The following is a 15,515-nucleotide window of genomic DNA, read 5'->3' on the forward strand; positions in this document are numbered from 1 at the left end:
CCATGGAGCGCATTCCGATTCTGCAAATGGGGCCTTTCCTGCTGGTGACAATTCAGGTCGACATGCATGACCAGTTGGCCCTGACCCTTCAGGACGATCTGTCCGAGCGCATCAGCAAGACTTCCGCCCGGGGCGTGTTGATCGATATTTCCGCGCTGGACATGGTCGACTCCTTCATCGGCCGGATGATCGGGACGATTTCGGGCCTGTCGAAAATCATGGACGCCCAGACCGTGCTGGTCGGCATGCAGCCCGCGGTGGCCATCACTCTGGTCGAACTGGGCCTTACCCTGCCCGGCGTCAGCACCGCGCTGAACGTCGAGCGCGGCATGAAACTGTTGCAGCAACGAGTACTTGATCAATGACCGTGCGCAGCAGCGGCACCCATCCGATTCACATCGAACAGGACGTGGTCCTGGCCCGCCAGCTGGCGCGCAAGCTGGCAACCGAGTGCGGCATGCGCCTGATCGACCTGACCAAACTGGTAACCGCTGTCAGCGAGCTGGCGCGCAACACCATGGTCTACGGCGGTGGTGGCGACATGGACTGGCAGATCATCGACGAAAGTCCGCGCACCGGTCTGCGCCTGACTTTTCGCGATGAAGGCCCCGGCATCCCCGACATCAAACTGGCAATGACCGACGGCTGGACTTCAGGCTCCGGGCTCGGCCTGGGCCTGACCGGGGCCAAACGGCTGGTGGATGATTTCGAACTCGATACCGCTCCAGGCAAGGGCACCCGCGTGACGATCACTCGATGGACATGAATATCAGCGGTTCAATGACTCAGGTGTTGACGATCGAGGACAACAGCCAGATAGGCTACGCACGACGCACCGCGCAGCAACTGGCGGAGAAACACGGCTTCGACGCGACCGACGCCGGACGGGTGGCGCTGGTGGCGACCGAACTGGCCAGCAATATCCTCAAACATGCCAACAGCGGCGAGCTGCATCTGCGGGTGTTGCCTCGCTCAAGTGGCACCGGTATCGAAATGGTTGCTGTCGATCGCGCCAACGGCTTCGATCTGCAGGCCTGCCTGACCGACGGCTACTCCACGGGTGGCACCCAAGGCATCGGTTTGGGCGCAGTATCACGCCAGACCGAAGTGTTCGACGTCTACGCCGATTCACGGGGTGCCGTACTGCTCACACGCTTGTATCCACGCTCGGACCGGGCCCCGGACCGGCGCTTCGGTATCAGCCAGCATTCGATGCACAACGATCCGGCCTGCGGCGATGTCTGGCATCTGGCTTATGACGGTCCGCGCATCAGTGCCCTGGTGATCGACGGCCTGGGCCATGGCGAAGACGCGGAACTCGCTGCTCGGGCGGGCGAGCGGGCCTTCGCCCTCGCCCCTTTCGCAGCACCGGTGCTGGCGCTGGAAGGTATGCACGAGGCGATGATCGGCACCCGCGGCGGCGCAGTGGCTATCACGCAAATCGACTGCGCCGGCGATCACCTGAAATTCGTCGGGATCGGCAACATCGGAGCTTGCCTCATCGCGCCGGACAAAATCCGGGGACTGGCCTCGCATCCGGGGATTGTCGGTGGTCATTACCGGAAGGCTCAACCCTTTGACTATGCTCAAATCAACGGACAACTCTTGATCATGTACAGCGACGGCCTGCAATCACGCTGGAACCTGCAGGACTACCCAGGTCTCGTGCATCGCCACCCCGCCGTGATCGCCGCCATACTGCACCGTGATTTCTGCCGGGGACGGGACGATGTCACGGTGCTGGTCATTGCACTGGAGGCTGCTCATGTCTGATACGCCCATCAGCCCCAACGACGAGCAAGCGGCGCTGATCGCTCAATTGAAGGGCGAAGCCGAGGCCCTGCGCGCCGAGCTGGACGAAACCAACCAAGGGGTGCTGGCACTGTACGCGGAGCTCGATACCCAGGCCGAACAACTGCGCCAGGCTTCTGATCTGAAAAGCCGTTTCCTGTCGTACATGAGCCATGAATTTCGCACGCCGCTGGGCTCGATCCTGAGCATCGCCAGCCTGCTCTCGGACGAACTCGACGGACCTTTGAGCCCCGAGCAACACAAACAGGTGGCTTTCGTCAGCAATTCGGCGAGAGAGCTGAGCGACATGGTCGACGATTTGCTGGATCTTGCGAAAATCGAAGCCGGGCGCATCACCATTTCCCCGGCCTGGTTCGATATGTTCGACCTTTTCTCCGCCCTGCGCGGGATGTTCCGCCCGATTGTCAGCGCCAGCGCGGTAGACCTGATTTTCGAGGAGCCGGTGGGCCTGCCACGGCTGTACACCGACGACAAGAAACTGGGGCAGATCCTGCGCAACTTCATCTCCAACTCGCTGAAGTTCACCACTCGCGGTGAGGTGAGGGTGTCGGCACAGCTTGAAGATAGCGATAAAGTGCGTTTCGCCGTCAGCGACACCGGAATCGGTATCGCTCCCGAATTACATGGCGCATTGTTCGAAGACTTTTCTCAAGTCGACTCACCCCTGCAGAAACGCCTGCGCGGTACCGGGCTCGGATTATCTCTGTGCAAGCGCTTCGCAGGCTTGCTGGGCGGTGAAGTCGGGCTTGAGAGTGTGCCAGGCAGCGGGTCGACCTTTTTTGTGATCATCCCGCTGGCCATCGCCATGGAGCCCGCTGATGAAACGTGATCTGCGCTTGCTGATCGTCGATGACAATGTCGCCACCCGCTATGCCCTGCGCCGGCGCCTGGAACGTCACGGCTACGAAGTGCTCGAGGCCGGCACCGGTGGCGAAGGCCTGGAGTTGATCGACAGTGTCACCCTCGATGCATTGATTCTCGACGTCAACCTGCCGGACATGAGCGGCTTCGACATCGTGCGCAAGCTGCGCTCGGACCCGGCCACCGCTTTGCTGCCGGTGGTGCATGTTTCGGCGGCCTCGATCCAGACCGGCGACATCATTACCGGCCTGGATGCCGGGGCCGATGCCTATCTGATCCACCCGGTCGACCCGGATGTGCTGCTGGCGACCCTGCGCACCCTGCTGCGGGTGCGGGAAACCGAGAATGCCTTGCGCGAAAGCGAGGCGCGTTTTCGCGAGATCTTCGTCAATGTCTCGGCACCCATCGCGGTACTCGATGCCGATTTGAAGGTGCATGAGTGCAATCACGCCTTCGCCCAACTGATCCAGGACAACCTCGACCCGGACACTCTGCGCGATTGCTTTGCCGAAGATCAGGCGTCCGTCATCGAAGAACTGCGCCTGCGTCTGGCCTATGGCGAACGTTGGAAAGGCACCTTGTGCATGCGGGTAGAGGGGGAAATCCGCGAAACCGAATGGCAGATTTCGCCCTACCGAACCCCGCAGTTGAGCCTGGTATTTGTCGAGGATGTGACAGAACACCGCCACCGCGAGCGCTCGCACCTGGCCCGCCTGGACGATGCCACCACGCAATTGGCCAAAGAGGTCGCCGAGCGGGCGCGTACTGAAGCGCAACTGCTGCAGGTGCAGAAAATGGATGCGCTGGGCAAGCTGACCGGCGGCATCGCCCACGACTTCAACAACCTGCTCACCGGCATCATCACCAGCCTGGAACTGATTCAGAAGCGCACCGCAGATGGCCGCACCGACAAGGTTCAGTTCTATGCCGAAGCGGCCCTGAATTCGGCCATGAGTGCCGCGGCCCTGACCCATCGCCTGCTGGCCTTCGCTCGCCTGCAGCCCTTAGATACCAGGCCGGTGGACATCAACGATCACATCCGTTCGCTGGAAGAACTGTTGGTACGCACGATTGGTGAACGCATCAGCCTTAAGCTGGAACTGACCTCCAAGGCCGCCATCGCCCTGGTCGATCCGATTCAGCTGGAAAGCGCAGTGCTCAACCTGGTGATCAACGCTCGGGATGCCCTGCCCGAAGGCGGCAATGTCTGGGTCAATACCTATGCCGCCTACTCCCATGGCGACCCGAACCTGGCCGATGGCGCCTACGTCGCGCTGTCGGTGCGCGATGACGGCAGCGGTATCGATCATACGGTGATCGACAAGGTGTTCGACCCGTTCTTCACCACCAAACCCCTGGGCCAGGGCACTGGACTCGGACTGTCGACCATCTACGGTTTCGCCCGGCAATCCGGGGGCAATGCGCACATTCGCAGTGTGGCCCGACGCGGCACCGAAGTGACCATCATGCTGCCGGCCAGCACCGATCCGACGGCCGCGGAAACCGCCCCGGCCAGCGTCGACCCACAGGGTGCTGGCGAGCATGTATTGATCGTCGAGGACACGGCGTCGGTGCGGATGTTCGTCGCCGAGGTGCTGGTGGACGCCGGCTACCGCTGCACCCAGGCGGCTGATATCGAAACGGCACTCGAGCGTCTGCAGAATGACCCGTCCATCGACCTGCTGCTGACCGACGTCGGCCTGCCGCGCATGAGCGGGCGGGAGTTGGCGGATGTTGCGCGTGGCTGGCGCGGGCAACTGCCGATCCTGTTCATGACCGGGTATGCGGAGACTGCGATCAATCGGCAGGTGTTTCTGGGGGATGGGATGGACATGCTGATCAAGCCGTTTCAGATCAGTGAGTTGTTGGACAAGGTTAGGCGCACGATTGATGGCGCCTGTTAGATCCATTCGCGAGCAAGCCCGCTCCCACAGTTGACCGCGTTGCTCAGTAGAACTCGGTCCAATGTGGGAGCGGGCTTGCTCGCGAAGAGGCCAGTCAATTCACTACTCATTCAAGCTTTGTCCAACACCCTGGCCAAAAACGGCCCAGTCCTGCTCTTCTTGCTTTTGGCAACCTTCTGCGGCACCCCAGCCACCACAATCTTCCCACCCTGATCCCCCGCCCCCGGACCGATATCAATCACCCAGTCACTCTGCGCCACCACCCGCATCTCATGCTCCACCACAATCACCGTGTGCCCCGCCGTCACCAGATTGTTCAATTGCTCCAGCAGCCGATCGACATCCCGCGGATGCAGGCCGGTGGTTGGCTCATCCAGCACATACAAGGTCGCCCCACGCTGATTGCGCTGCAGTTCCGTGGCCAGTTTGATGCGCTGGGCCTCGCCGCCGGACAGCTCGGTCGCCGGCTGACCGAGGCGCAGATAGCCCAGGCCGATATCGCGCAGCACTTCCAGCGAGCGACGCACGCTGGCTTGTTCGGCGAAAACCTCTACGGCCTCATCGACGGTCAATTGCAGCACTTGGGCGATGTTGCGCCCCTGCCAGGTGATCGCCAGGGTGTCCGGGTTGTAGCGTGCGCCGTGGCAGGTCGGGCACGGCGCATAGACGCTGGGCATGAACAGCAATTCGACGCTGACGAAGCCTTCGCCTTCGCAGGTGGCGCAGCGACCCTTGGCGACGTTGAAGGAGAACTGTCCGGCGTCGTAACCGGCTGTCTGGGCTTCGGGGGTGGCGGCGTAGAGCTTGCGCACGTTGTCGAACAGCCCGGTGTAGGTCGCAAGGTTGGAGCGCGGGGTGCGGCCGATGGGTTTCTGGTCGACCTGCACCAGACGCTTGATCGACTCCAGCCCCGCCGTGACCTGACCGCCATTGGTTTGCGGCGCATCGTCTTCCAGGCTCGGTTCTTCGGATTCGTTGTCGGCGACCGGACGCCCGAGGTGCGCGCCGACCAACTCCAGCAAGGCCTGGCTGACAAGACTCGATTTGCCGGAGCCGGAGACGCCGGTCACTGCGGTAAAGCAGCCCAGCGGAAACTCGACATCGAGTTTGTTGAGATTATTGCGGGTGATGCCTTCCAGGCGCAGCCAGTCCTTGGGCTGACGCGGTGCGCGAATTGACCGGTCGTGTTCGGCGAATAGATAAGCGCGGGTCTGTGATTCGGCGATGTCCGCCAACCCGGCCGGCGCGCCGCTGTACAACACCTGGCCACCGTGTTCACCCGCTGCCGGGCCGACGTCGATCAGCCAGTCGGCACGGCGCATGGTTTCCAGGTCGTGCTCGACCACAAACAGGGTGTTGCCGGCGGACTTCAGACGCTGCAAGGCTTCGAACAACGCCTCGCCATCCGCCGGATGCAGACCCGCCGAAGGTTCATCCAGCACGTAGATCACCCCGAACAGTTGCGAGCCCAATTGCGTGGCCAGGCGCAGGCGCTGCAACTCGCCGGAGGACAGCGTCGGCGTACTGCGCTCCAGCGCCAGATAACCGAGACCCAGATCGGTCAGAGTGCTGACCCGCTCCAGCAGATCCTGGGCGATGCGTTGCGCGGCGAGGCGCTTTTCCACCGACAGGTTCGGCGTATGACGCACGTCAGGGGCATTGGCGTGTCCGCTGGCGCCGTGGGCGACGCGCTCTTTGCGGGCCTCGCGGGTCTGGGTGTGGCTCAGCACTTCACCCGCCTCTTCGCCCTCATGCAGATACTGTTCGGCCGCCACCGGTCTCAGCACTTCGGCCAGTTGCAGCAACGGCATCTGCGCCAGCTCGCCGATGTCGTAACCGGCGAAGGTCACCGACAGCGCTTCACGCTTGAGGCGCTTGCCATCGCAAAGCGGGCACGGGCTGCCGAGCATGAATTGCGAGACGCGCTTCTTCATCAGCGCGCTTTGCGAATGGGTGAAGGTGTGCAGGATGTAGCGACGGGCGCCGGTGAAAGTCCCCTGGTAGCTGGGCTCCATCTTGCGCTTGAGGGCGACGCGGGTTTCTTCCGGGGTGAGCCCGGCGTACACCGGCACCGTCGGGGTTTCTTCGGTGAAGAGAATCCAGTCACGCTGTTTTTTCGGCAGGTCGCGCCAGGGGATGTCGACGTCATAGCCCATGGTCACCAGGATGTCCCGCAGGTTCTGGCCCTGCCAGGCCAGGGGCCAGGACGCGACGGCGCGCTGGCGGATGGTCAGGCTCGGGTCCGGCACCATCAACGCTTCGGTGACTTCATAGACCCGGCCCAGGCCATGACATTCAGGGCACGCGCCCTGGGGCGTATTGGGGGAAAAGTCTTCGGCGTAGAGCATCGGCTGCCCCGCCGGGTAACTGCCGGCGCGGGAATAGAGCATGCGGATCAGGCTCGACAGGGTGGTGACGCTACCCACGGACGAGCGCGTACTCGGCGTGCCCCGTTGCTGCTGCAAGGCCACCGCCGGGGGCAGGCCCTCGATGGAGTCCACATCCGGCACCCCGACCTGATCGATCAGCCGCCGCGCATAGGGCGCCACCGACTCGAAATAGCGACGCTGGGCCTCGGCATAGAGCGTGGAAAACGCCAGGGACGACTTGCCCGACCCGGACACCCCGGTAAACACCACCAGCGCATCGCGGGGAATGTCGACGTCGATGTTCTTGAGATTGTGCTCCCGGGCGCCCCGCACCCTGACCATGCCTGAAGGAGGGTTCGCGCTGCGGTTGGAGGTCATCGGGTGGCCTTGTTCAAAGTGGGTCGGATGCAATTGCCCCCTGTAGGAGCGAGCATGCTCGCGATGGTCGTCAACGATAACGCTGACAGCCTGATACCCCGCGGTGCTCTGGCGTTCATCGCGAGCGTGCTCGCTCCTACAGAAAGCATTTAGCCGTTGAGCACCGCGCGAATCATCTGCATCAGCGCCTGCGGGCTATAGGGTTTGCTCAGCAAATGCGTGTCGGGGCTGAGCTGGTGGTTGCGCGAGATAATGTCACGGGTGTGGCCCGAGGTGAACAGCACCGCCACCGACGGATTCTGGACCTTGGCCCAGGCGCCGAGGTCCGAGCTCTTGATCAGGCCGGGCATGACCACATCGGTAAAGATAAGGTCCACCTCCGCACCATCGAGCAACATCTGCATGGCAATGTCGGCGTTGGCGGCTGTCAGCACCTGATAACCCTCTTCCTGCAACATCTCCACGGTGGACACCCGCACCGCATCGTTGTCCTCCACCACCAGAATGCGTTCACGCCCGCCTCGCGGCGGTACATCAGTGACCGAAGTTTCCCGGGGCACCGAGCGCAGGCTGCGGGGGAAATACAGCTGCACCCGCGTGCCCTCTCCGACCACACTGGACATCTCCACGTGCCCACCGCTCTGTTTGACGAAACCGAACACCATGCTCAGGCCCAACCCCGTGCCCTGACCGTCGGGCTTGGTGGTGAAAAAAGGCTCGAACGCGTGGGCCAGAACCTGCGGCGACATGCCCGAGCCCGAGTCGGCCACCGTCACGCGCATGTAGTCGCCGGTGGTAATGTCCTTGCCCGCGCAGAACGACTCGTCGAGGTGGATGTTGTCAGCGCAAAGTTCAATGATCCCCTCGCCCAACATCGCATCACGGGCGTTGATCGCCAGGTTGAGGATGGTGTTTTCCAGTTGGTTGCGATCGACGAACACCGGCCAGGGATCGTCGGCAGCGGTCATCCGGATCTCAACGGTTTCCCCGAGCGCTCGCTGCAGCAACTCTCCCAAGCCGTCGAAAATCTGCTGCGGTGTACAAATCGCCGGAGACAGCGGTTGGCGACGGGCGAAGGCGAGCAATTGCGACGACAGCTTGGCCCCACGCTCGACGGCTGCAATCGATGCGCTCACCCGACGTTGCACATTGGCATTGCCCGCCTCGTGGCGTGCCAGCAGGTGCAGGTTGCCAGAGATCACCTGCAGCAGGTTGTTGAAGTCGTGGGCCACGCCGCCGGTAAGTCCGCCGATGGCTTCGAGTTTCTGCGACTGGCGCAACTGCTCCTCCGCCAACAGCCGCCCTTCCACTTCATCGGCCACCCGCTGCTCGAGATTGCGGGTGAACTTGAGCAACGACTCTTCGGCAATCTTGCGTTCATGGATGTCGATCAGCACCCCGGGGAAGCGTAAAGGCTGGCCCTGCTCATCGAACTCGCAGCAACCGCTGGCCTGTACCCACAGGTAACTGCCGTCGGGGCGCAGGACGCGGTATTCGGTGTTGAAGGGGGCGCCGGTCTGCACTGAGCGCTGGACCTGCTCCTGCACCCAGCTGCGGTCGTCGGGGTGGATCTGCGCTTCGGCGAGGTCCTGGGGCAGGTTGTCCAGCGGCTGGCCGGGAGGAAAGGAAAAGGTCCGGGCAAAGCGTTCATCGCCGCTGAGTACATTGGCCTTGATGTCCCAGACGAACGAACCGAGCAACGCACCGGCATTCAGCGCCAGGCGGACACGCTCATTGTCGGCGCGATAGGCATTTTCGGCGGCCTGGCGCAGGCGCTCGGAAATCACCAGTTCGGTGGTTTCCACCACCATGGCCATGACCCCGGCGGGCATTCCTTCGTCGTTGGCCACCGGGCTGTAATAGAGGTCCATCCAGACGTCTTCGGGCACACCGGCGCGCAGCAGCACCAGCTCTTTATTGCGATAGGACAAGGTGCCACCGGCCAGGCAGGTATCGACCACATTGCGATTGAAGTCGGCCACTTCCGGCCAGCCCAGTTCCACCGGGGAACCCAGCAGGTAAGGATGGCGGCCGCCAGCGAAGATCGAATAGGCATCGTTGTAGATCATGTAGCCGGGCCGGGCCCAGAGCATCACCATCGGCAGCGGTGAGGCGAGCATCAACTGCACCGTGCTGATCAGGCTTCTGGGCCAGGTATCGATGCTTCCAAGCTCGGTGCGGCTCCAGTCGAACGCACGAATGCGCCCGGCCATTTCACCGCTCCAACCTGCACACCCGTGGCTATCGTCTAGAAACTGCATTGGCTGGCTCTGAGTTCCGGTGATTGCACCCGTTTGTTTCGAGCGTTGTGGATGCCAATCGTTCCTGGAGGTATAGCTGAATGTCCAGTCTTGCATCTTTACCCTGCTGGCACGGGACTTTGTGGGAGCGGGCTTGCTCGCGAAAGCGGCCTCACAGACAACCCGATTCTTCCTGATGTACACAAGACCACTGTGGGAGCGAGCCTGCTCGCGAGCTTTTTGATGGTGTACATATCCGTTGCTGCGGTAACGGCTGCTTATGGTTCCGCTCTTACAGCGGGTCACTTTCGAAAAGCGCGAAAGTAACCAAAGCGCTCGTGCCCCTGACGTTCGGTGCCTCGCCTAGGCTCGGCATGCCCTCCTTCCGGTCCTGCTCCGTGGGCCCGCCGCCATCGGCCATCCATGGCCGGGGGCGGCTAACCCGGCATCCATGCCGGGTTGCCCACTGCGCAGAACCTCCACTCGGCCTCTCGAGGCGGCCGACACCGCAAAGCCGAGGCGGCCTGAAAGCCGACCTGGCCCTTGAAGCGCCCGCGTCCCCCTGTGGGAGCGGGCTTGCCCGCGATGGTGTTCAACGATGACGCGTGCTGCCTGATGCCCCGTGGTGCCCTGTCGTGCATCGCGAGCAAGCTCGGCTCCTACAGTGATCGCGTCGTTCACCATTTTTTGCAGTCGACATACAACCTGTGGGAGCGGGCTTGCCCGCGATGGTCGTTAACGATAACGCTGGCTGCCTGATGCCCCGTGGTGGTCTCTCGTTCATCGCGAGCAAACTCGGCTCCTACAGTGGTCGGGTCGTTCACCATTTTTGTGATCGACACATCACACTTGTGGGAGCGGGCTTGCTCGCGAAGAGGCAGTGTCAGGCGACATCACTGTTGAATGACACACCGCATTCGCGAGCAAGCCCGCTCCCACATTGGTTTGGGGTACATCCGGGAAATCAGGTTGGCTGTCAGTCCGCCATCGCTGGCAAGCCAGCTCCCACAGGTTTGTTGGTCAGGCACAAATCTGCGGGCGACCTCGAATCCCTGTAGGAGCTAGCTTGCTCGCGATGGTGGTCAACGATAACGCGGGCTACCTGATGCCCCGCGACGCCCTGGCGTGCATCGCGAGCAAGCTCGGCTCCTACACGAAACCACAGCCAGGCCGGCCGGTAGGCCGCCTCGCTTTTGCTTTGCTTTGGCTTTTGATTTTGAGGTGCCCCGTCGGAAGGCCGAGCGCAGGTTCTGCGCAGTGGGCAACCCGGCATGGATGCCGGGTTAGCCGCCCCCGGCCATGGATGGCCGATGGCGGCGGGCCCACGGAGCAGGACCGGAGCGAGGGAATGCCGAGCCACAGCGAGGCACCGTACGTCAGGGGATAAAAGCGTTTGGTTACTTTGCGCTTTTCAAAGTGACCCGCCGTAAGGGCGGAACCGATAGCAGCCGTTACCGCAGAAATGGATATGTACTCAGAAAAGCATCGCGAGCAGGCTCGCTCCCACAATGGATCTGGGTACATCCGTGAGATAAAGGTCGGCTCTAAGGCCGCCATCGCAGGCAAGCCAGCTCCCACAGAGATTCAGCGTTGCCCGCAGATATCTCACTCACCAAATCCCAGCCATAAAAAAAACCGCGACCCTCCCCCAAGGGCCGCGGTTTTCACGCCGCGCGATTATCTTTGATACACGGTCGCCTGGTTGGCATCGCCAAACTGTTGAACGTTCGCAGTCTGGGAATTGCCGCCCTGGTCGACGCTGGTGATGTTGCCGGTACCGCCCTGGGTGACATAGGCCACGTTCATGGTGTCAGCCTGCTTGACGGTGATCATGTTGTCCTCGCCGTACAGCTGTGTGGTGTACGCCTGGTTGCCGGTGCCTTCCTGGTTGAACTCGGTGCTGTTGCCGGTGCCGTTGGTGCTGCCCTGGGCCAGGTTGGTGGTGCCGCGCTGATCGGCGATCAGGACGTTGTCGCTGCCGTTCTGGTCAAAGTACAGCTCGTTATAGGAATCGGCCTGGCTGACTGTGGTTTTGTTGCCGGTACCGGTCTGGTTGGTGGTCATGATGTGGCCGATGCCATCCTGCTTGAAGCTGGCAACGTTGCCATCGCCGTTCTGGTTGACGGTGGCGCGCTGGCTGGAACCGAACTGGCCGCCCAGTTGCGGGCCTTTCCAGTCGCTGGCGTAGACCTTGTTGTCGTTACCCACCGAGTTGGCATTGAGCACATGGCTGTCGCCGCTCTGGTAGGTGAAGTGCACGTTGCCAACGCCTTCCTGGTAAATGCCGACGGTGGAACCGATCGACTCGAACTGGTCGGCATAGATGGCGTTGAGGTCACCCACTTGCAGCACATTGGCCACGTTATCCGAGCCGTAGCTCTGGTCGACGATGGTTTCGTTGGTGTTGCCGAACTGGTTGATGGTGGCCGAGCTGGCGACCTGGGTGTCCTGCCAGACCTCGGTGCCGTTTTCGTCGCCCAACTGGTTGATGGTCGTGGTGCTGCCGTCGCCGTAACGCTGATCGGCATAGGCGTAGTTGACGTTGCCGGACTGGTTGATGCTGATCTGCCCGTTCATCTGAGCGATCTGTTCGGCGGTGGCGTAGTTGCTGTCGCCGTACTGGATGAGCACGGAGTTGTTGCCGCCGCCGACCTGGATCTGTTCGATGTTGGCCTGGTGGTTGTCACCATATTGGAAGGTATGGCCGGTGGTGCCTTCCTGACTGTCCTGATAGACGAACGAGAAGTTGCCGTTGCCTTCCTGCTGCTGCAACACCTCACCGCTGCCGACACCGATCGACTGGCTGGCATGGGCGACGTTGAGGGCGCCGAGCTGGTTCTGGGTGATGACGCTGCCGTCTTCGAACAACTGCTCGGCGTAACCGGCGTTGTAATCGCCGACCTGGTTCTGGGTGATGGTGCTGGTGGCGGTGTCCTGCACGCCGGCCGCGTCGTTGCCGGAGCCGACCTGCAGCTGGGTAATGGTGCTGCCGGGCGCGTTGCTCTGCTTCACGTCGGCGATGTTGGCGGTACCGTATTGGCCCTGGGTGGATTCGCTTTCATCGGCCATTGCCTGGACACTGACAACAACCAGGATTGCGGCGGTAAGGGGCGTCAATTTGAACATGATGAAACCTCCAAGAAGTGCAGTGCTTTAGCGATATTGGGTGACCGAAACGCTCATTCCATTTCCTGCCTGGGTCACAGCACTCTGCTGCCCCGTGCCAGCCTGGACGATGTTGGCGTCGTTGTTGTTGCCGTTCTGGGATATCTGTGCGCGGTTACTGCTGCCGGTCTGGGTAATCGACGCGGAGTTGCCGTAACCCTGCTGGTTGATCAATGCCATCAGGTCGCTGCCTTGTTGCAGGATGTAGGCTTCCTGATTGCTCCCTTGCTGCACGATCTGGCCGAGCAGCGACTGGCCGTTCTGTTGCACCAGTGCGATGTTGGCCTGGCCGTTCTGGTCGATCAGTGCGTGCTGGCCTATCACTACAGGTGGCAGCTCACCCAGATCGGCGCCGGGCGCCAGGTCATCGTTCTCCATCAAATCGTCGGCCCGCGCCCCGGCAGTGCCGCAAAGCAGGAGCAGGCAGAGCAGGGCGGCGGTCGACTTTTTCATGGTGTCTTCCCTTCGCGAGAATCGGGCCCCTCCACCCGGTGAGTGGAGGGGGCGTGGGCTCAGTTCGAAATCACCTGAACTGTGCGGGTGGTGCCTTGGGACGAGGTGATGGTGGCGGTCGGGTTCGCCGACGGAACCACTGCGGTGTTGTTGTTCGCAGTGAACCGCCAGCGACCGGTCACCGGCACCGTGGTGGTGCCCAGGGTCTGCAGCCCGGTTGGGGTAGTGACTCTGATGGTGATGGTGTTGCCTGTGGTCACCGACGAGGTCCCTGCAAAGTCCCAGGTGAAGCGGTTATTGGAGCGGGCCGACACCGTCGCCGTGGTCACCGCGAAGGTTTCCGCAGCAGGCCGTGGCGAGACTTGCACCGTGACCGTTGCCGGAGTCGTCGAGACGGCGCCGAAGCTGTCCCGGACGAAGTAGGCGAAGGTCGTGGTGAAGGCCGTCGTGACCGTGGCCGGTGGGGTATAGGTCAGGCCGGTACCATTGTTGGTAACGGTGCCGCGACCTGCCGGTGGCTGAGTGAAACTGCTGACGGCGAGCGGCAGGTTGTTTTCCGGATCGGTGTCGTTGACCAGCACATCGATAGGGATTGCCACACCCAATGTCGTGGCGCTGTCGGCCACCGCCGTCGGAGCCTGGTTAGGCGCCACGGTGATGGTCACGGTTGCCGCCGTGGTCGAGGCCAGGCCTTTCACGTCTTGCGCCTTGTAGGTGAATGACGTGGTCAGCGGAGCATTGACGACCGCTGGCGGGGTGTAGACGACCGCGGTAGTACCGCTCAGTACGACGGTGCCCTGGCCTGCAGGTGGTTGAGTCAACGCGGTGATGCTCAGCGGATTGTTGTTATCCGGATCGCTGTCGTTGGCCAGCACGTTGAGGGTAATTGGCACCCCGAAGCTGGTGTTGCCGGTGTCGGCGATGGAGATCGGTGCCTGGTTCTCACCGGTATCCGGCGCTGTACCGACCACGACCACAGGTTCGACATCGACACCGCCGGCGGCGGATTTGATGGTGACAGTGGCCGGTGGCTGGCGCAGATCGGTAACCGTCAGGGTTTGCAGCGTGCCGGACTTGGTCAGGCGACCGAAACCCTGGGCAACCATATCCGGAACCACCACTTCATCAGTGGACCTGGCTTCGATGCGCAGCGTGTGATCGCTCCAGCTGTAGCGCGCAGTCTGCACTTTCACAACGTCCGAGACCTTGCTCGATACGGCTGTTGGCCGAGTGGTGCCGCTCGGATTGGTGGCAGTCACCACCACCACCGGTGGCACGTTGGGGCCGACCAGTCGCTGGGCGAAGAACTGGCCATTGGGGTCGCCGACCATGGCGGTCAGGCAAGGTGTGGGCGGTGGTCCGGGAAGCAGTGCCACCGTTTCGCGGAAGCACAGGCTGGAACCGGTCGGCGATTTACCGAAGACTTCCACCTGGGTGCTGCTGGTGCCGGGGCCGGTAGAGGTTCGGCGGTATGTGGCTCGACCGATTTCCACAGGGGTTTGCTGACGGTTGTCGAGCACTTTGCCGGAGACGGTAAAGAGTGTGGTCTGGATGGTGCCCGCCGGACCCTGGATGCGCAGGAAGTTGGTGTTGTTGGGGCTGCCGGTGACCGCTTCGCTGATGTTCGGGTCGCCCACGAAAGTATCGATGGCGCCGGTCTCCGGGTTCACTTCGGTGTAAGGCCCGTTGACGCTGCGCAGGAATGGACCGATCGCACCACCGAGCGCGCCAGTGAAATTGCCCGGTGCGCCGATGCCGACGTCACGGGTGATGTTGATCGCCCGGCGGCCCGGTGCGGTGACGTTGACCGTTTCCTGGCCATAGGGGTGAGTGATGGTGTAGGTCCCGGCGACGGGAATGTTTATCCGCATGCGAATCCGCGCGAAGCTCTGCTGGTCGCCTTCGACCGGGTTTTCCGCAGCGAATGCCGCTTCGATCCCGGCCACATAGGCATCCACGCCATAACCGGCGGCGTTGTTGGCGATGCTGGTTTCAGCCAGGAACCAGAAGGCTTCTGGTGGCCAGTTGTCGGGGAACACCAGAGGCTGGGTGTCGTCGAAGACTCCCGGCTCAGGGTTCAGGATGCACATGTAGGCAGGAGCGCCGGGAGCGCCAGGCGCCCGGGTACTGGTGGCCTTGGATTGGCACAGTTCCAGCGAAAGCAGGTTGTTGTCCTGATACCACATGGGGAATTTCCCCGTGGCGAAGGTGTAGGGGCCGGGGTCGACCGCGGCGAGTTGCGCGAACGCAGCACTGCCGGAGAGCGAGATCGTCAGCCCGAGCGCGTTGAGTGCGAAGCGTGGCCACTTGTTCATGATGCCTCCTGATACGGA

Annotated in this window: 10 protein-coding genes; 5 read left to right on the forward strand and 5 right to left on the reverse strand. The window is 62.3% G+C overall.

The window, feature by feature from the left end:
* Positions 1-2: 2 nt before the first annotated feature.
* From ACW9JE_RS08010 to ACW9JE_RS08030, 5 genes are read left to right on the forward strand one after another with little or no spacing between them, the layout of a single operon-like run.
* Positions 3-365, forward strand: coding sequence for an STAS domain-containing protein (locus tag ACW9JE_RS08010; RefSeq protein WP_224538363.1), 363 nt, complete (start codon positions 3-5; stop codon positions 363-365).
* Complete coding sequence (locus ACW9JE_RS08015) at positions 362-766, forward strand: anti-sigma regulatory factor (RefSeq protein WP_224538367.1); 405 nt, start codon at positions 362-364, stop codon at positions 764-766. Before ACW9JE_RS08010 ends, ACW9JE_RS08015 begins: the two co-directional genes overlap by 4 nt.
* Positions 763-1,773, forward strand: coding sequence for an ATP-binding protein (locus ACW9JE_RS08020; RefSeq protein WP_457432447.1), 1,011 nt, complete (start codon positions 763-765; stop codon positions 1,771-1,773). Before ACW9JE_RS08015 ends, ACW9JE_RS08020 begins: the two co-directional genes overlap by 4 nt.
* Entirely contained in the window at positions 1,766-2,641 is an 876-nt protein-coding gene (locus tag ACW9JE_RS08025; RefSeq protein ID WP_457432436.1) for a sensor histidine kinase, read from the forward strand. Before ACW9JE_RS08020 ends, ACW9JE_RS08025 begins: the two co-directional genes overlap by 8 nt.
* Positions 2,631-4,577 (forward strand): response regulator, encoded by a 1,947-nt coding sequence (locus ACW9JE_RS08030; RefSeq protein WP_457432437.1) that lies wholly within the window; start codon positions 2,631-2,633, stop codon positions 4,575-4,577. The genes ACW9JE_RS08025 and ACW9JE_RS08030 overlap by 11 nt, the downstream gene beginning before the upstream one ends.
* Positions 4,578-4,687: 110 nt before the next feature.
* Here the strand turns inward: ACW9JE_RS08030 and ACW9JE_RS08035 are convergent, their stop codons facing one another.
* From ACW9JE_RS08035 to ACW9JE_RS08055, 5 genes are all read right to left on the reverse strand, one after another.
* The gene (locus ACW9JE_RS08035; RefSeq protein ID WP_457432438.1) at positions 4,688-7,324 is read right to left on the reverse strand and encodes an excinuclease ABC subunit A; all 2,637 of its coding nucleotides are present in this window, start codon (positions 7,322-7,324) and stop codon (positions 4,688-4,690) included.
* A gap of 149 nt (positions 7,325-7,473) precedes the next feature.
* Positions 7,474-9,585, reverse strand: a complete 2,112-nt coding sequence (locus tag ACW9JE_RS08040; RefSeq protein WP_457432439.1) for an ATP-binding protein — start codon at positions 9,583-9,585, stop codon at positions 7,474-7,476.
* A 1,656-nt stretch (positions 9,586-11,241) separates the two neighbouring features.
* On the reverse strand, positions 11,242-12,690 hold the full coding sequence (locus ACW9JE_RS08045; protein ID WP_224535097.1) for a curlin: 1,449 nt from the start codon (positions 12,688-12,690) through the stop codon (positions 11,242-11,244).
* A gap of 27 nt (positions 12,691-12,717) precedes the next feature.
* The gene (locus ACW9JE_RS08050; protein ID WP_224535095.1) at positions 12,718-13,182 is read right to left on the reverse strand and encodes a curlin; all 465 of its coding nucleotides are present in this window, start codon (positions 13,180-13,182) and stop codon (positions 12,718-12,720) included.
* 59 nt (positions 13,183-13,241) lie between these two features.
* Positions 13,242-15,497, reverse strand: coding sequence for an Ig-like domain-containing protein (locus ACW9JE_RS08055; RefSeq protein ID WP_457432440.1), 2,256 nt, complete (start codon positions 15,495-15,497; stop codon positions 13,242-13,244).
* Between the last annotated feature and the right edge of the window lie 18 nt (positions 15,498-15,515).

This window comes from Pseudomonas sp. SDO55104_S430, from assembly GCF_054070595.1.

What these genes read in the sequence shown, in the direction of transcription:
- ACW9JE_RS08010 (WP_224538363.1), top strand. Translation starts at nt 3, where the DNA reads ATGGAGCGCATTCCGATTCTGCAAATGGGGCCTTTCCTGCTGGTGACA.
- ACW9JE_RS08015 (WP_224538367.1), top strand. Translation starts at nt 362, where the DNA reads ATGACCGTGCGCAGCAGCGGCACCCATCCGATTCACATCGAACAGGAC.
- ACW9JE_RS08020 (WP_457432447.1), top strand. Translation starts at nt 763, where the DNA reads ATGAATATCAGCGGTTCAATGACTCAGGTGTTGACGATCGAGGACAAC.
- ACW9JE_RS08025 (WP_457432436.1), top strand. Translation starts at nt 1,766, where the DNA reads ATGTCTGATACGCCCATCAGCCCCAACGACGAGCAAGCGGCGCTGATC.
- ACW9JE_RS08030 (WP_457432437.1), top strand. Translation starts at nt 2,631, where the DNA reads ATGAAACGTGATCTGCGCTTGCTGATCGTCGATGACAATGTCGCCACC.
- ACW9JE_RS08035 (WP_457432438.1), bottom strand. Translation starts at nt 7,324, where the DNA reads ATGACCTCCAACCGCAGCGCGAACCCTCCTTCAGGCATGGTCAGGGTG.
- ACW9JE_RS08040 (WP_457432439.1), bottom strand. Translation starts at nt 9,585, where the DNA reads ATGCAGTTTCTAGACGATAGCCACGGGTGTGCAGGTTGGAGCGGTGAA.
- ACW9JE_RS08045 (WP_224535097.1), bottom strand. Translation starts at nt 12,690, where the DNA reads ATGTTCAAATTGACGCCCCTTACCGCCGCAATCCTGGTTGTTGTCAGT.
- ACW9JE_RS08050 (WP_224535095.1), bottom strand. Translation starts at nt 13,182, where the DNA reads ATGAAAAAGTCGACCGCCGCCCTGCTCTGCCTGCTCCTGCTTTGCGGC.
- ACW9JE_RS08055 (WP_457432440.1), bottom strand. Translation starts at nt 15,497, where the DNA reads ATGAACAAGTGGCCACGCTTCGCACTCAACGCGCTCGGGCTGACGATC.